Below are 15925 nucleotides of genomic sequence, written 5' to 3'. Positions count from 1 at the left end.
ATGCGGGGATGGCGGACAATGCATGAAATACTGTATATAAAAACAGTCATCATCCGTTAGTATGCCTGCCCGCCATCCCTCCATCCACACCGTTGACACTGCCCCGCTAGACGACCCGCAGGCCCTGCAGCGCTGCGCGGACGACCTGGATGGGCCTGTGCCGGTGCGTGTGCCCCTGCCAGTGGCCCGCAAGGGGCGCGGCGCGGTGGGGGCACCCCGCCACCGTTTTGCCAGCGATGTGCGGGAATGGGCTGACGATGGCTGGACCCCTGCAGCCGCTGAGGCGCCTGTGGCTGGCGATGCAGATCTGAACCTGGAAGAAGGCGCCTGGTGGCAGCAGGACGCCGAGAGCCTGCCAACCCAGGTACACGAGGAGCGGGCGCGCAGCGCGATCCAGAAAAACGACTCACCCGATATCTTCTTTGATCACTCGGTCAACCCCTACCGGGGCTGCGAGCATGGCTGCATCTACTGCTATGCCAGGCCCTACCACAGCTACCTGAACCTCTCGCCGGGGCTGGATTTTGAAACCCAGTTGTTTGCCAAGACCAATATTGCCCAGGTGCTCAAGGCCGAGATCAGCCGCCCGCGCTACCAGCCGGCCTCGCTCAATATCGGCTCGGCCACCGATTGCTACCAGCCGATCGAGCGCGAGCTGGGCCTGACGCGGCAGCTGATCGAGGTGCTCAGCGAGGCCGAGCACCCGTTCTCGCTGATCACCAAGAGCAGCGCGGTGGAGCGCGATACCGACCTGATTGCCGCAGCGGCGCGCAAGAACGCGGCGGCCGTCTACATCACGATCACCAGCCTGGACCCACAGCTGACCCGCCTGCTCGAGCCCCGGGCTGCGGCGCCGCACCGGCGGCTGCGCACCATCCGCCAGCTGACGGAGGCCGGCATTCCTGTCGGGGTGAGCGTGGCGCCGCATATTCCGTTTTTGACCGAGGACATGGAAGAGGTGCTGGCAGCCGCGCGCGAGGCCGGCGCCACCACCGCCTTCTACACCGTGCTGCGCCTGCCCTGGGAACTCAATGTCGTGTTCCAGCAGTGGCTGCAGGCCCATTACCCACAGCGCGCTGCCCGGGTGATGCAGCGGGTGCGCGACCTGCACCAGATCAGCGAGGCCGACCGGCTGCGCGGCAAGAGCTATGACAGCCAGTCCTTCAGCCGCATGAAGGGCCAGGGCCTGTGGGCCGACCTGGTGCGCCAGCGCTTTGTGCGGGCCTGCGCGCAGCTGGGCTATGGGCGCGAGCGGCAGGAGATGGACTGGCGCGGTTTTGAGGCCTGGCGCGCACAACAGGTGCAGCAGATGCAGCAGGCCGTGCGCCAGGGAGGCGCCGCGCAGGCGCCGCACCCTGGACAGGGAAACCTGTTTTAGCCGCGCTTGCGAGCAGCGGCGACCGTGGTCGGCGGCTGCGCTGCAACGCTTGCCGGCACAGAGGCAGATGCCAGCTGCGCCAAAGTGGCAGCTGGTGCAGAGCGGCCCTTGCAGCTGGCAAAAATATCCAGATCGGCCTGGTGCAGTGCGGTCTGCACATCGGTCAGGCCCAGCATCGAGTGGAACAGGTTGTCATGGCTGATGCGGGCAGTGGCCACGGCCTGCTGCAGGCAGCTGGTGCTCATGCCCATGCGTTGCTGCATGGCGGGCGAGAGCCAGGTGATCCAGGGCACATGCTTTTGCACATCGGGGGCGACGGAATAGGGCAGGCCGTGCAGGTAGATATTGTTTTCGCCCAGCGATTCGCCATGGTCGGCCACATACATCATGGCCGTGGGCTGGCGCTGGCCCTTGCTGGCCAGCCAGTCGATCAGGCCGCCGAGCATGCGGTCGGTGGCGACGACGCTGTTGTCATAGGCATTGATCAGCGAGGCGCGGTCGCAGGCCTGCAGATTGACGTTGTTGCACTCGGGGCTGAAGCGCTTGTCCTGGCCCAGCGAGCGCTTGAAATAGGCCGGGCCATGGCTGCCCATCTGGTGCAGCACGACGACCACACCTTTGGTGCGCTGCTCGGCGGGCAGCGCGTTGATGCGCTCATCGAGGCCTTCGAGCAAGGCCATGTCCACGCATTCGCCGTCCTGGCACAGCGCCTTGCGGGCGGCGGCGGGCAGGTCGGTCTCGGTGTTGGCGTTGTGCACGCGGGCGCAGACGCCCTTGCAGCCCGACTGGTTCTCGACCCAGAGGACGGCCAGGCCAGCGCGCTGCAGTACATCGAGCAGGTTTTCATAGGACTTGTCGCTGTTCTGGCTGCTGCGCCCCAGGTGCGAGAACATGCAGGGCACGGACACGGCGGTGCTGGTGCCGCAGGACCAGGCATTGGTGGCGACGGCCAGGTCCTGGCGGGCCGAGAGCAAAGGCGTCGTGGGGCGCTCATAGCCATTGGTCGCAAAATTGCCGGCGCGGCCGGTCTCGCCGACGACCAGCGCATAGATCGGGAAGCTGGTCTGGCCGGCATAGCTGGCCCCCAGCTTGGCATCTTCGCCAATCGGGTAGAGCGTGGTGTCGCGGTGCTGGATTTGCTGGGCCACCAGGTTGCCAGCGGCATAGACGGTGGACAGCGGGTTCATCATGTAGCGCAGGCTGGTGTGGTTGCGCATGGCCGACGAGATGGGACGAAAGCCCGCCATCACCACAACCACCATGGCCAGCACGGCCAGCAGCACCATGCCCAGCTGCTTGAGCACCGGGCGCCAGCCTGGGCGCTGGGCCAGGGTCTGGCGCCAGATCCACCAGGTCGGGGGAATCGCGATGGCGCCCACGGTGACCACCAGGCTCCAGTGCAGCAGGTCGGCCGCTTCCTTCACATCGGTCTGCAGCACATTGGTGAGCATTGAGGCATCGATGGCGATGCCGTAGTTCAGCATGAAACAGGCGGCAAAGGCGGCGACCCAGCACAGCGCAATCATCACCGGTTTGGCGGCGCGGCCCCAACTGATCAGGTTCAATAGCGCCCAGCAGGCGCAGGCAATGGCCAGACCCAGGCTCAGCCCCAGGACCCACTGCTGCGTGCTGCTCAGGCCGTCTGCCTGCGAGATGGCCTTCCACAAGGCCAGATTGCCCACACTGGCCAGCCAGAGGCTGACGACCAGGCTCCACAGCCACACGGGCCTTGCGGGCTGCTGCGAGGTGCTGGTGGCCAGATCGGCGCTGAAAGGCAGGTCGGCCGAATGGGGAGGAAATGCCGCAGTGTCTGCAGCCTTGCCTGTGGGGGTGATAAACCGGGCAAAGAATGTCATCCCGCCATCGTCGGCGGGCCAGCTTAACAATCGATTAATGCACAAGCAGGCGTAAAAAAACCCGCCGAAGCGGGTTCTTGTGCAGTAGGCGCAGTGCCAGGCAGCGCAAGCACTGCCGGGCTGGTCTATCAGCGCTTGGCGATAGGCTGCACGTCGCGGGCCACCGAGCCGGTGTACAGCTGGCGTGGACGGCCAATCTTGTACTCGGGATCGGCCATTTGCTCGTTGAGCTGGGCGATCCAGCCGACGGTGCGGGCCAGTGCGAAGATGCCGGTGAACAGCTTCACAGGGATGCCGATGGCGCGTTGCACGATGCCCGAGTAGAAGTCCACGTTCGGGTACAGCTTGCGCGAGACGAAGTAGTCGTCTTCCAGAGCGATCTTCTCGACTTGCTTGGCCAGGGCGAACAGCGGATCGTTTTCCAGGCCCAGTTCGGCCAGGATCTCGTTGCAGGTTTCCTGCATCAGCTTGGCGCGTGGGTCGTAGTTCTTGTAGACGCGGTGGCCAAAGCCCATCAGCTTGACGCCGCTGGACTTGTCCTTGACCTGCTCCATGAACTCACCGACCTTGGCGATGCCGCCGTTGGCCTGGATGTTTTCCAGCATGTTCAGACAGGCTTCGTTGGCGCCGCCGTGGGCAGGGCCCCAGAGGCATGCCACACCAGCGGAGATCGCTGCAAACGGGTTGGTGCCCGAGGAGCCGCACAGGCGCACGGTCGAGGTCGACGCGTTTTGCTCGTGGTCTGCGTGCAGGATGAAGATGCGGTCGAGCGCGCGCTCCACCACCGGGTTCACCACATACTCTTCGCAAGGGTTGCCGAACATCATGCGCAGGAAGTTGCCTGCGTAGGACAGGTCATTCTTCGGGTACATGTAAGGCTGGCCCGTGCCGTACTTGTAGGCCATGGCCACCAGGGTCGGCAGCTTGGCGATCAAGCGGATCGCCGCAATGTTGCGGTGCTCGGGGTTGGTGATGTCGGTGCTGTCGTGGTAGAAGGCCGACATGCCGCCCACCAGGCCCGTCAGAACGGCCATGGGGTGCGCATCGCGGCGGAAACCACGCAGGAAGAACTGCATCTGCTCGTTGACCATGGTGTGCTTGGTCACCGTGTCTTCGAACTCGGCCTTCTGCGTTGCATTGGGCAGCTCGCCGTACAGCAGCAGGTAGCAGGTTTCGAGGTAGTTGCAGTTCTTGGCCAGCTGCTCGATCGGGTAGCCGCGGTACAGCAGCTCACCCTTGTCACCATCGATATAGGTGATGGCCGACTGGCAGGCAGCCGTCGAGAGGAAACCGGGGTCGTACGTGAACATGCCGGTCTGCGCGTACAGCTTGCGGATGTCGATGACATCCGGGCCGATCGAGCCCTGGTAAACCGGAAGGTCTACGCTTGCTGCGCCGTTGCTAAACGATAGCGTGGCTTTGTTGTCTGCTAGTTTCATAAAACTGGTTCCTTCTCGAGTTAGTCCGCAAGAGATGCACGTGGTTTTCGGCTGCGCAGCATCTCCAGCACTTCATGAACATCTGGCGTGTCGAGGTCGCCTGTTGGTTCCTTGCGCCTGAGCATCAAGTCCAGCAGGTCGTTGTCCGACAGGTTCATCAAAGTGGTCAGCCCTTGCGCCTGGCGGACATTCAGGCTTGCTCCGTATGTGCGGAAGAACTGCTCGACGAAGATGTCGTTCTCCACCAGGCCTCGGCGACTACGCCAGCGCAGCAGATCGCGCGCACGTTCATCCAGCAGTTCGTTTTCCATAATTGCTCAATCTGGTTCTTACACCGCACGGCGAACCATCAGTTCCTTGATCTTGCCAATCGCCTTCGTGGGGTTGAGGTGCTTGGGGCACACGTCCACGCAGTTCATGATGGTGTGGCAACGGAACAGACGGTAGGGGTCTTCCAGGTTATCCAGGCGCTCACCGGTGTGGTCATCGCGGCTGTCGGCGATGAAGCGGTAGGCCTGCAGCAAACCGGCGGGGCCCACAAACTTGTCGGGGTTCCACCAGAAAGAGGGGCAGCTGGTCGAGCAGCTGGCGCACAGAATGCACTCGTACAGGCCGTTGAGCTCTTCGCGCTCTTCGGGGGACTGCAGGCGCTCCTTCTCGTTGGCGACAAAGCTGTCGGCCATCAGGTAGGGCTTGATCGAGTGGTACTGCTTGAAGAACTGGGTCATGTCCACGATCAGGTCGCGGATCACAGGCAGACCGGGCAGGGGCTTCAGGACGATGTCACCCTTGAGGGTGTTCATGTTCGTCAGGCACGCCAGGCCGTTCTTGCCGTTGATGTTCATCGCGTCCGAGCCGCACACGCCTTCGCGGCAGGAGCGGCGGAACGAGATCGATGGATCGAGTTCCTTCAGCTTGACCAGGGCGTCCAGCAGCATGCGCTCATGACCGTCGAGCTCCACCTCCACCGTCTGCATGTAGGGCTTGGCATCTTTATCGGGATCGTAGCGATAGATTTTGAAAGTACGCTTCATTTTGGGATGTTCTTTCGTGGGCTGCGTGGATTTAGAAGGTACGGACCTTGGGCGGTACCGACGGCACGGTCAGCGGCTTGAGTTGCACTGGCTTGTACTCCAGGCTGTTGGCAGCGCTGTACCACAGGGTGTGCTTGAGCCAGTCGATGTCATTGCGGCCCAGTGGGTACTTGGGATCGTCAGCGGGGTGCTCGTAGTCATCCACGGTGTGGGCGCCACGGCATTCCTTGCGGGCGGCGGCCGAGACCATCGTGGCCTGTGCCACTTCGATCAGGTTGGCCACTTCCAGCGCTTCCATGCGGGCAGTGTTCCAGACCTTGGACTTGTCCTTCAGGGTCACACCACCGACGCGGGCGCGGATGTCGGCGATCTTCTGGACGCCTTCGTCCATGCTCTTTTGCGTGCGGAACACACCAGCGTGCAGCTGCATGCAGGCGCGGATGTCGTTGGCCACGTCTTGTGCGTACTCGCCGCTGGTCGACTCGTCGAGCTTGTTCAGGCGCGACAGCGAGAAGTCCGATGCGTTGTCGGGCATGGGCTTGAATTCGCCGTAGCCGTTGACGTAGTTGACGATGTGCTTGCCAGCCGACTTGCCAAAGACCAGCAGGTCCAGCAGCGAGTTCGTGCCCAGGCGGTTGGCGCCGTGCACCGACACGCAGGAGCATTCGCCCACCGCGTAGAGACCGTTGACGACCTTGTTCTCTTCACCATCCCAGACAACGACCTGGCCGTTGATGTTGGTGGGGATGCCGCCCATCTGGTAGTGGATGGTGGGCACCACAGGAATCGGTTCCTTGGTGATGTCCACGTTGGCGAAGTTGTGGCCGATTTCTTCCACCGAAGGCAGGCGCTTGCGGATGGTTTCTGCACCCAGGTGGGTCATGTCCAGCAGGATGTAGTCCTTGTTCGGACCACAGCCACGGCCTTCCTTGATTTCCTGGTCCATCGAGCGCGAGACGAAGTCGCGTGGCGCCAGATCCTTCAGGGTCGGCGCATAGCGCTCCATGAAACGCTCGCCATCGCTGTTGCGCAGGATAGCGCCTTCACCGCGGCAGCCTTCGGTCAGCAGCACGCCTGCGCCGGCCACGCCGGTGGGGTGGAACTGCCAGAACTCCATGTCCTGCAGCGGAATGCCTGCACGTGCAGCCATACCCAGGCCGTCGCCGGTGTTGATGAAGGCATTGGTCGATGCCTGGAAGATGCGGCCTGCGCCACCAGTGGCCAGCAGCACCGCCTTGGCGTGCAGCTCGTACAGGTCGCCGGTTTCCAGCTCGATGGCGGTCACGCCGACCACGTCACCGGATTCGTCGCGGATCAGGTCCAGCGCCATCCACTCGACGAAGAAGTTGGTCTTGGACTTGACGTTTTGCTGGTAGAGCGTGTGCAGCATCGCGTGGCCGGTACGGTCAGCGGCTGCGCAAGCGCGTTGCACGGGCTTTTCGCCATGGTTGGCGGTGTGGCCGCCGAAGGGGCGCTGGTAGATCGTGCCATCGGGGTTGCGGTCGAAAGGCATGCCGAAGTGTTCCAGCTCGTACACCACCTTGGGTGCTTCGCGGCACATGAACTCGATCGCATCCTGGTCACCGAGCCAGTCCGAGCCCTTGATGGTGTCGTAGAAGTGCCATTCCCAGTTGTCGGGAGACATGTTGCCCAGCGAGGCGGACACGCCACCTTGCGCTGCCACGGTGTGCGAGCGGGTGGGGAAAACCTTGGACAAGGCAGCCACGGACAGGCCAGCCTTGGACAGTTCCAGCGCAGCGCGCAGACCGGAGCCGCCTGCGCCGATGATGACGACATCAAACTTGCGCTTGGTGATGTTCTCTTTTGTATAGCTCATTGTTCTCTTTCAATCGCGGGTATCACAGACGCCACAGAACCTGCAGGCCCCAGCCGAGGCAGCCCACCAGCCAGACCAGCACAAAAATCTGCAGCACCAGGCGCAGGCCGACGGGCTGGACGTAGTCCATGAGGATTTCACGCATGCCCACCCAGGCGTGGTAGGCCAGCGCCACCAGGGTGCCCACGGTGATGAACTTCATCCACTGGTGGGAGAAGATGCCTGCCCACTGCTCGTAGCCGATAGGGCCCTTGATCATCAGCACCTGGGCCAGCAGGGCCACGGTGAACAAGGCCATCAGCAAGCCGGTGATGCGCTGGGCCAGCCAGTCGCGCAAACCGTAGTGCGCACCGGTCACGACGCGTTTGGAGCCGTAATTGACGGACATGGGGAATCCTTTCTTATTTATCAGTAAATGCAGTCGCGGGCGATCAGTACAGGCCAAACAGCTTGGCACCCAGGATAGCGGTCAGCGCCAGGCTGATGGCAAAGCAGACGATGGCCGAGCTCTTGCCGAATTCCTTGTTGACCGACTTGTGCGAGACATCCATCCAGATGTGGCGCAGGCCGGCGCAGAAGTGGTGCAGGTAGGCCCAGATGAGCGCCAGCACGGCCAGCTTGATGAACCAGCCCGCAAAGATGCCGGCGCCGGTGTTGAAGGCGGCCGTGAAGCGGGCGTAGGAGAATTCAGAGGAGATCGAGGTGTCGAGCAGCCAGACCACAAAGGGCAGCAGGAAGAACATCACCAGGCCGCTGGCGCGGTGCAGGATCGACAGGATGGCTGCCACCGGGAAACGGTAGCCCGGCAGGTCCGTCAGCATGTTGATATTGCGAAACTCAGGCCGCTTCTTCGTGGTATCTGTCATGGTGTGAAATCTTTCGTGGATGTAACTGCTATGTAATCGCTAGGCTCAAACCTGCAAAATTTTATTGCAATGCAGCGCGCAGGTCTAAGGGTTTCTCTTTAACCCCGTGGTGACTACTCAGACTTGACCGGTGCATTAGCTCAGGGTATTGCTGTAATGGTGGGTGTCCGTCCGATAAAGACCTCGTCGTAATTCCATGGGAACATCGTTATAGGTGTAAGCGACGCGCTCGACGCTCAGCAGGGGGGTCTGGCCGTCGATATCGAGCAATTGGGCCTGCGCCGCATCGGGCAGCACGGCGCGCAGTTTTTCCTGGGCGCGCACCATGCGCACGCCGTACTCCACCTCGAACATTGCGTAGGTGGCGCCGGGGTAGTCGCGCATCTGCTCGGCCGTCAGGCCCTTGAAGCTGCTGCTGGGCAGCCAGATGTCTTCGACAATCGTGGGAATGCCGGCAAACACCAGCACGCGGCGCACATGGATCAGCGACTCGCCCGTGGGCACCTGCAGCAGCTTGCAGATCTCGCTGGCGCCCTTGATGCTGCGGCAGGAGATGATGTTGCGCTGCGCCGGACCTTCTTCGTTGAGGTCACCGCTGTCCGGAAGGAGACGCAGGAAGCGGTACTGCACATTGCGCTCGGCATGGGTGGCGACAAAGGTGCCCTTGCCCTGGCGGCGCAGCAGCAGGTTGTCGGCAGCCAGCTCGTCGATGGCCTTGCGCACGGTGCCCTGGCTCACGCGGTAGCGGGCGGCCAGCTCCATCTCGCTGGGGATCATCTCGCCCGGTTTCCAGGCGCCAGCCTCCAGGCTTTGCAGGATCAGGCCCTTGATTTGTTGGTAGAGGGGGCTGAATGCCGGGGTCGCACCACCCACGCTGTCGCCAGCGGACGTGATTCCGGTGTCGTTTGCATTGGGGGTGGAAGATGTCATGCGCTTGTCTTAAGAGAGATTCAATCTCTCGGGTGTCACAGTGGATGTGACATCCAACGGTTCAAATTTACAGCGCGCATTGTATAGCGCATCAGGGGTCAATCATATCTTATATAAGACATAAGACAAATTGACTGAGTGATCTGTTCAAGAGTACACTTATGCGCTGTTTACAGACCTGCCATCGGGGAATCCCGATCGCTGATTCCAGTCGTTTGACACCCTCTCCGATGCTGGCCTGCTTGGACACCTCATTTCTATTTTCTGGAGTTTTCCCATGAGCAAGAAGCCCGTACGTGTCGCCGTTACCGGTGCCGCTGGTCAAATCGGTTATGCCCTGTTGTTCCGCATCGCTTCGGGCGAAATGCTGGGCAAGGACCAGCCTGTCATCCTGCAACTGCTGGAAATTCCTGACGAGAAGGCACAGAACGCGCTCAAGGGCGTGATCATGGAGCTGGAAGACTGCGCTTTCCCTCTGGTGGCCGGTATCGAAGCCCACAGCGACCCGCTGCAAGCCTTCAAGGACACCGACTACGCACTGCTCGTGGGTGCCCGTCCTCGCGGTCCAGGCATGGAACGTGCTGACCTGCTGGCTGCCAATGCCCAGATCTTCACCGCCCAAGGCAAGGCCCTGAACGCTGTCGCTTCGCGCAACGTCAAGGTGCTGGTGGTCGGCAACCCTGCCAACACCAATGCCTACATCGCGATGAAGTCGGCTCCCGACCTGCCAGCGAAGAACTTCACCGCCATGCTGCGTCTGGACCACAACCGCGCTGCCTCGCAACTGGCTGCCAAGGCTGGCTTCAAGGTCGGCGACATCCGCAAGCTGACGGTCTGGGGCAACCACTCGCCAACGATGTACGCTGACTACCGCTTCGCCACCGTGGACGGCAAGTCGGTCAAGGACGCGATCAACGACCAGGCCTGGAACAAGGACGTGTTCCTGCCAACCGTGGGCAAGCGTGGCGCCGCCATCATTGCTGCACGTGGCCTGTCGTCGGCTGCATCGGCTGCCAACGCCGCCATCGACCACATGCGTGACTGGGCCCTGGGCTCGGCTGGCGAATGGGTGACCATGGGCGTGCCTTCGAACGGCGAATACGGCATCCCAGCGGGCATCATCTTCGGCTTCCCAGTGACCACCGAAAACGGCGAATACAAGATCGTCGAAGGTCTGGAGATCGACGCGTTCTCGCAAGAATGCATCGACAAGACCCTGGCTGAGCTGCAAGGCGAGCAAGACGGCGTCAAGCACCTGCTGTAATCCAAGGCCGACCCGCATGCTTGCATGGAATGCCCAGCTCTACAGCCGGTTCGAGGACGAGCGCACGCGCCCGGCCGCCGAACTGCTGGCGCGCGTGGCCCTGCCCAGCGATACCGCCTATGTGGTGGATCTGGGTTGCGGGCCGGGCAATTCCACCGAGCTGCTGGCCCAGCGCTTCGTGCATGCACGGGTGCTGGGTATCGACCAGTCGCAAGACATGCTGGCCGCTGCGCGCCAGCGTCTTGCGCAGGTGCATTTTGAGCAGGGCGACATCGCCCACTGGCAGGCTCCACTGCACAACGGGCGTTTGCCCGACCTGATTTTTGCCAATGCGGCCCTGCAATGGGTGCCAGACCACGTGCAACTGCTGCCCCGCTTGATGGACATGTTGGCGCCCGGTGGTGTACTGGCCGTGCAGATGCCGGACAACCGCGATGAGCCCACCCACCGCCTGATGCGTGAAGTGGCAGCGCTGCAGCCCTGGGCTGCAGAAATCGGCGATCCGCATGCCTTGCGCACGGATTTGCTGGCCTTGAATGATTACTACGATGTGTTGGCCCGTGATGCGCAGGTGGATGCCTGGCGTACGGCGTACCAGCACCCAATGGACAGTGCGGAGGCGATTGTCCAATGGGTTCGTGGCACGGGTCTCAGGCCCTTTCTCCAGCCTCTGCGTGCCGAGCTGCAAACCAGCTTTGTGGCCGAGTACACCCGCCGCATCGACGCCGCCTACGCGCTGCGCAGCGATGGCCAGCGCCTGCTGGCCTTCCCCCGCTTGTTTTTGGTGGCCAAGCGCCCCATCTGACGATTAGTAGCCATGAGTGTCTCCGCCATCCATCCCGCACAGGTACTGCTGGGCGCCCAGTCTGGGGCCCTGGCACTGCCGGTCTGCGACCACTACAGTGGCGTGGAGGACCGCATGCGCAAGAGCCTGGCCTTGCAGGCACAGATGATGCAAGAGTTCGGCCGCTGCGTGTTCGATGTGACCCTGGACTGCGAAGATGGCGCGGCCGTCGGCCAGGAAAAGGCCCATGCCCAGCTGGTCGCATCGCTCGCCAAGAACGCCGCGCCCGGCGCCCGGGTCGCTGCCCGCGTGCATGCGGCCGACCACGCCGCGCTGGCCGAAGACATCGCCACCATCGCTGGCGAGGCGGGCGAGCAGCTCTGCCACATCATGGTGCCCAAGGTCGAGTCGGTCGATGACATCGATAAGGTTGACCGCTTGCTGCAGGCGGCCACCAGCACCCCGGTGCCGCTGCATGCGCTGATCGAGTCGCCCCAGGCCGTGCACCGCGCTTTCGAGATTGCGGCCCACCCCCGCGTGCAAAGCATCAGCTTTGGCCTGATGGATTTTGTCTCTGCCCATGGTGGCGCCATCCCCGCCAGCGCCATGGGCGTGCAAGGCCAGTTCACACATCCGCTGGTGCTGCGCGCCAAGCTGGAGATCGCCGCTGCCTGCCATGCCTACGGGAAAGTGCCATCGCACTGCGTGGTGACCGAGTTCAAGAACCCCGATGCGATGGAGCAGGCCGCCCGCCGCGCCTATGGCGAGCTGGGCTATACCCGCATGTGGAGCATCCACCCCGCGCAGATCCGCCCCATCCTGCAGGCCTTCGCGCCCACGCAGGATCAGGTGGACGAGGCGGCCCGGATTGTGCGTGCGGCAGCTGATGCCCAATGGGCGCCGATCAGCGTCGACGGGGTCTTGCATGACCGTGCAAGTTATCGTTACTTTTGGCAAATTTTGGAGCGTGCCGCGCAGACGGGTTGCCCGTTGCCGGGTACAGTGCGGGAGTGGCTGTAACCATCCGGGTCCAGCCCTTTTCCTGTTTCTTGCGTTGTATCGCGGGAGTTGTTATGAAAAATCGCGTGATTTCTTTGTTGGTCTTGGTTCCTGCGCTGACTCTGGCCATGGGCAGTGTGCAGGCGCAAGACAAGACGGCGGCCAAGCCTGCTGCCAAGGCCGCAGCGGCCAAAACCACCGCCGCCAAGAAGGCACCGGCCAAAAAGGCCCCTGCCAAGCGTGCATCCACCGCCAAGAAGGGCGCAGCGGTTGCCGCTGGTGCCGGCGCAGCCGCTGCGGCCGCGTCCATTCCTGCCCAGCAGACCCTGACCCCCGCCGAGCTGGCGATTGCCGAGCAGGTCTACCAAGGCCGCATCAGCTGCGAGCTGGGTGCCTCGATCAATATCGCCAAGGATTCGGTCAACCCCGGCTACTTCTTCGTTGAAGGCAAGGGCTTCAAGTACCACATGGCCCCGGTGGCCACCTCCACCGGCACCATCCGCCTGGAAGACCAGCACGCTGGCGCCATGTGGCTGCAAGTGGCCAACAAGTCGATGCTGATCAACCGCAAGCTCGGTCAGCGCCTGGCCGACGAATGCATGAGCCCTGAGCAAAACCAGGTTGCCGAAGCCATCAAGAAAAACCCACCTGCCGCACTGTTTGAAGGCAACGGCCGCTGATAAGAACAGCGGCGCGGCTGCCCGACGCCTTGCGAGCGCCCCACCATTGAAATAGAGAACCGGAGAACGTATGTTGAAAGCCTACCGCGACCATGTGACTGAGCGTGCCGCTCTGGGCATCCCCCCACTGCCGCTGGATGCCAAGCAGGTCGCTGACTTGATCGAGCTGATCAAGAACCCGCCTGCCGGTGAAGAAGCATTTCTGCTCGATCTGCTCACCCACCGCGTGCCGCCAGGTGTGGACGATGCCGCCAAGGTCAAGGCTTCCTTCCTGGCAGCCGTGGCACATGGCGACCTGAAAGTGGCGCTGATCTCCAAGGCCAAGGCCACCGAGCTGCTGGGCACCATGGTGGGTGGTTACAACGTGCATCCGCTCATTGAGCTGCTCGATGACGCAGAAGTGGCCGCCGTGGCTGCCGATGCCCTCAAGAAGACGCTGTTGATGTTCGACTTCTTCAATGACGTCGCCGACAAGGCCAAGGCCGGCAATGCCAAGGCCAAGGAAGTGATGCAAAGCTGGGCCGACGCCGAGTGGTTCACTTCGCGCCCCGAAGTCGACAAGAAGATCACCGTCACCGTGTTCAAGGTGCCCGGCGAGACCAACACCGACGACCTGTCGCCCGCGCCAGACGCCTGGAGCCGCCCCGACATTCCTCTGCACTACCTCGCGATGCTGAAGAACACGCGTCCTGACGCGGCCTTCAAGCCTGAAGAAGACGGCAAGCGCGGCCCGATGCAGTTCATCGACGACCTGAAGAAAAAGGGCCACCTGGTGGCCTACGTCGGCGACGTGGTTGGCACCGGCTCTTCGCGCAAGTCGGCAACCAACTCCATCGTCTGGGCCACCGGCCAGGACATTCCCTTTGTGCCCAACAAGCGCTTTGGTGGTGTGACCTTGGGCGGCAAGATCGCTCCGATCTTCTTCAACACCCAGGAAGACTCGGGCTCGCTGCCGATTGAAGTGGACGTCTCCAAGCTGGAGATGGGCGACGTGATCGACGTGCTGCCCTACGACGGCAAGATCCTCAAGAACGGTGAGACCGTTGCCGAGTTCCAGCTCAAGAGCGATGTGCTGTTTGACGAAGTGCGCGCCGGCGGCCGTATCAACCTGATCATTGGCCGCTCGCTGACCGCCAAGGCCCGCGAAGCGCTGGGGCTGCCCGCATCGACCGTGTTCCGCCTGCCCCAGGCGCCTGCCGAATCCAAGGCCGGCTTCACCTTGGCGCAAAAGATGGTTGGCCGCGCTGTCGGTCTGCCAGAAGGCCAGGGCGTGCGCCCCGGTACCTACTGCGAACCGCGCATGACCACCGTGGGCTCGCAAGACACCACGGGCCCGATGACCCGCGATGAGCTCAAGGACCTCGCTTGCCTGGGCTTCTCCGCCGACATGGTGATGCAGTCCTTCTGCCACACGGCCGCCTACCCCAAGCCAGTGGACGTCAAGACCCACCGCGAACTGCCCAACTTCATCAGCAACCGTGGTGGCGTGGCCCTGCGTCCTGGTGATGGCGTGATCCACAGCTGGCTCAACCGCCTGCTGCTGCCTGACACCGTGGGCACCGGCGGTGACTCGCACACCCGTTTCCCAATCGGCATTTCCTTCCCCGCAGGCTCGGGCCTGGTGGCCTTCGGTGCTGCCACTGGCGTGATGCCGCTGGACATGCCTGAATCGGTGCTGGTGCGCTTCAAGGGCGAAATGCAGCCGGGCGTGACCCTGCGCGATCTGGTGCACGCGATTCCGCTGTACGCGATCAAGGCCGGTCTGCTGACCGTCGCCAAGGCCGGCAAGATCAACGAGTTCTCCGGCCGCATCCTGGAGATCGAAGGCCTGCCAGACCTGAAGGTCGAGCAAGCGTTCGAGCTGTCTGACGCGTCCGCCGAGCGCTCTGCCGCTGGCTGCACGATCAAGCTCAACCCCGAGCCGATCAAGGAATACCTGACCTCGAACGTGGTTCTGATGAAGAACATGATCGCCGACGGTTATGCCGATGCCAAGACCTTGCAGCGCCGTATCGAGAAGGTCGAAGCCTGGCTGGCCAAGCCCGATCTGCTCGAAGCCGACAAGGACGCCGAATACGCGCACATCATCGAGATCGACCTGGCCGACATCAAGGAGCCTATCGTCTGCTGCCCCAACGACCCGGACGACGCCAAGTTCCTGTCCGACGTGGCCGGCACCAAGATCGATGAAGCCTTCATCGGCTCGTGCATGACCAACATCGGCCACTTCCGCGCTGCAGCCAAGCTGCTGGGCGGCCAGCGTGACATCCCCGTCAAACTGTGGGTGGCACCTCCCACCAAGATGGACCAGAGCGAGCTGATCAAGGAAGGCCATTACGCCGCCTTTGGTACCGCCGGCGCCCGCACCGAAATGCCCGGCTGCTCGCTGTGCATGGGCAACCAGGCCCAGGTGCGCGAGGGCGCGACGGTCATCTCGACCTCGACCCGCAACTTCCCCAACCGTCTGGGCAAGAACACCAATGTGTTCCTGGGCTCGGCCGAGCTGGCCGCGATTGCATCGCGCCTGGGCAAGCTGCCCACCAAGGAAGAGTACCTCAAGGAAATGGGCGTGATCGATGCCGACAAGGCCTCCGTCTACCGCTACATGAACTTCAACGAAATCTCGGAATACGCCGAGGTTGCCGAGAAGATCTAAGCCTTTTGGCCTGCGTGCAGGGGTTTGCAGCCTCTGCCCTTGCAACCCGCTTCGGCGGGTTTTTTTATGCCATGTATCCAGGTTATGCGTGCTGCCCTGTGCAGAAAAAACGGAGGTATGCACAATGTTCGCTGGCCACAGGTTGGCGCCTGTGCGTCCGCGCGCCTGGCTGCGCCAGGTTTGCGCGCCCAAGTTTTGAACT

The 15925-nt window shown here is 62.6% G+C and carries 14 protein-coding genes; 6 read left to right on the top strand and 8 right to left on the bottom strand.

Annotated features, from left to right (window positions below; genetic code table 11):
* Window positions 1-175: 175 nt before the first annotated feature.
* The gene (locus WH265_RS05035) at window positions 176-1378 is read left to right on the top strand and encodes a PA0069 family radical SAM protein (RefSeq protein WP_445228494.1); all 1203 of its coding nucleotides are present in this window, start codon (window positions 176-178) and stop codon (window positions 1376-1378) included.
* On the opposite strand, the gene WH265_RS05030 is transcribed toward WH265_RS05035, so the two are convergent.
* From WH265_RS05030 to WH265_RS04995, 8 genes are all read right to left on the bottom strand, one after another.
* Window positions 1375-3234, bottom strand: coding sequence for a phosphoethanolamine transferase (locus WH265_RS05030; RefSeq protein WP_339557559.1), 1860 nt, complete (start codon window positions 3232-3234; stop codon window positions 1375-1377). The genes WH265_RS05035 and WH265_RS05030 overlap by 4 nt on opposite strands.
* 128 nt (window positions 3235-3362) lie before the next feature.
* Window positions 3363-4673 (bottom strand): citrate synthase, encoded by a 1311-nt coding sequence (locus WH265_RS05025; RefSeq protein ID WP_339557558.1) that lies wholly within the window; start codon window positions 4671-4673, stop codon window positions 3363-3365.
* Between the two features lie 20 nt (window positions 4674-4693).
* Complete coding sequence (locus WH265_RS05020) at window positions 4694-4984, bottom strand: FAD assembly factor SdhE (RefSeq protein ID WP_339557557.1); 291 nt, start codon at window positions 4982-4984, stop codon at window positions 4694-4696.
* Between the two features lie 18 nt (window positions 4985-5002).
* Window positions 5003-5707 (bottom strand): succinate dehydrogenase iron-sulfur subunit, encoded by a 705-nt coding sequence (locus tag WH265_RS05015; RefSeq protein ID WP_021026927.1) that lies wholly within the window; start codon window positions 5705-5707, stop codon window positions 5003-5005.
* A gap of 31 nt (window positions 5708-5738) precedes the next feature.
* The gene (gene sdhA / locus WH265_RS05010; protein WP_133858579.1) at window positions 5739-7544 is read right to left on the bottom strand and encodes a succinate dehydrogenase flavoprotein subunit; all 1806 of its coding nucleotides are present in this window, start codon (window positions 7542-7544) and stop codon (window positions 5739-5741) included.
* Between the two features lie 22 nt (window positions 7545-7566).
* Window positions 7567-7932 (bottom strand): succinate dehydrogenase, hydrophobic membrane anchor protein, encoded by a 366-nt coding sequence (gene sdhD / locus WH265_RS05005; RefSeq protein WP_133858580.1) that lies wholly within the window; start codon window positions 7930-7932, stop codon window positions 7567-7569.
* A 43-nt stretch (window positions 7933-7975) separates the two neighbouring features.
* The gene (sdhC, locus tag WH265_RS05000; RefSeq protein ID WP_021026924.1) at window positions 7976-8410 is read right to left on the bottom strand and encodes a succinate dehydrogenase, cytochrome b556 subunit; all 435 of its coding nucleotides are present in this window, start codon (window positions 8408-8410) and stop codon (window positions 7976-7978) included.
* Window positions 8411-8545: 135 nt separating this feature from the next.
* Complete coding sequence (locus WH265_RS04995) at window positions 8546-9340, bottom strand: GntR family transcriptional regulator (protein ID WP_021026923.1); 795 nt, start codon at window positions 9338-9340, stop codon at window positions 8546-8548.
* A gap of 277 nt (window positions 9341-9617) precedes the next feature.
* On the opposite strand from WH265_RS04995, the gene WH265_RS04990 reads away from it, so the two are divergent.
* From WH265_RS04990 to acnB, 5 genes are all read left to right on the top strand, one after another.
* The gene (locus WH265_RS04990; RefSeq protein WP_021026922.1) at window positions 9618-10604 is read left to right on the top strand and encodes a malate dehydrogenase; all 987 of its coding nucleotides are present in this window, start codon (window positions 9618-9620) and stop codon (window positions 10602-10604) included.
* 16 nt (window positions 10605-10620) lie between these two features.
* Entirely contained in the window at window positions 10621-11409 is a 789-nt protein-coding gene (gene tam, locus WH265_RS04985; RefSeq protein WP_339557556.1) for a trans-aconitate 2-methyltransferase, read from the top strand.
* 12 nt (window positions 11410-11421) lie between these two features.
* Window positions 11422-12408 (top strand): HpcH/HpaI aldolase/citrate lyase family protein, encoded by a 987-nt coding sequence (locus WH265_RS04980; RefSeq protein WP_339557555.1) that lies wholly within the window; start codon window positions 11422-11424, stop codon window positions 12406-12408.
* Window positions 12409-12461: 53 nt separating this feature from the next.
* Window positions 12462-13067 (top strand): hypothetical protein, encoded by a 606-nt coding sequence (locus WH265_RS04975; protein ID WP_021026919.1) that lies wholly within the window; start codon window positions 12462-12464, stop codon window positions 13065-13067.
* Between the two features lie 70 nt (window positions 13068-13137).
* Window positions 13138-15723 carry a bifunctional aconitate hydratase 2/2-methylisocitrate dehydratase gene (acnB, locus tag WH265_RS04970; RefSeq protein WP_021026918.1) on the top strand — a complete coding sequence of 862 codons (2586 nt, stop codon included), beginning with the start codon at window positions 13138-13140 and terminating at the stop codon, window positions 15721-15723.
* Window positions 15724-15925 lie beyond the last annotated feature (202 nt).

It is taken from the genome of Comamonas sp. MYb396, from assembly GCF_037479555.1.
Classification (GTDB): domain Bacteria; phylum Pseudomonadota; class Gammaproteobacteria; order Burkholderiales; family Burkholderiaceae_C; genus Comamonas.
The sequence above is the reverse complement of the archived record's forward strand: the minus strand, read 5'-3'. Positions and strand labels throughout refer to the sequence as shown.

Excerpts from the sequence above, each read along its gene's own strand:
- WH265_RS05030 (WP_339557559.1), bottom strand. The coding sequence starts at position 3,234 with ATGACATTCTTTGCCCGGTTTATCACCCCCACAGGCAAGGCTGCAGAC.
- WH265_RS05025 (WP_339557558.1), bottom strand. The coding sequence starts at position 4,673 with ATGAAACTAGCAGACAACAAAGCCACGCTATCGTTTAGCAACGGCGCA.
- sdhC (WP_021026924.1), bottom strand. The coding sequence starts at position 8,410 with ATGACAGATACCACGAAGAAGCGGCCTGAGTTTCGCAATATCAACATG.
- sdhA (WP_133858579.1), bottom strand. The coding sequence starts at position 7,544 with ATGAGCTATACAAAAGAGAACATCACCAAGCGCAAGTTTGATGTCGTC.
- sdhD (WP_133858580.1), bottom strand. The coding sequence starts at position 7,932 with ATGTCCGTCAATTACGGCTCCAAACGCGTCGTGACCGGTGCGCACTAC.
- tam (WP_339557556.1), top strand. The coding sequence starts at position 10,621 with ATGCTTGCATGGAATGCCCAGCTCTACAGCCGGTTCGAGGACGAGCGC.
- WH265_RS04975 (WP_021026919.1), top strand. The coding sequence starts at position 12,462 with ATGAAAAATCGCGTGATTTCTTTGTTGGTCTTGGTTCCTGCGCTGACT.
- acnB (WP_021026918.1), top strand. The coding sequence starts at position 13,138 with ATGTTGAAAGCCTACCGCGACCATGTGACTGAGCGTGCCGCTCTGGGC.
- WH265_RS04995 (WP_021026923.1), bottom strand. The coding sequence starts at position 9,340 with ATGACATCTTCCACCCCCAATGCAAACGACACCGGAATCACGTCCGCT.
- WH265_RS05015 (WP_021026927.1), bottom strand. The coding sequence starts at position 5,707 with ATGAAGCGTACTTTCAAAATCTATCGCTACGATCCCGATAAAGATGCC.
- WH265_RS04990 (WP_021026922.1), top strand. The coding sequence starts at position 9,618 with ATGAGCAAGAAGCCCGTACGTGTCGCCGTTACCGGTGCCGCTGGTCAA.
- WH265_RS05020 (WP_339557557.1), bottom strand. The coding sequence starts at position 4,984 with ATGGAAAACGAACTGCTGGATGAACGTGCGCGCGATCTGCTGCGCTGG.
- WH265_RS04980 (WP_339557555.1), top strand. The coding sequence starts at position 11,422 with ATGAGTGTCTCCGCCATCCATCCCGCACAGGTACTGCTGGGCGCCCAG.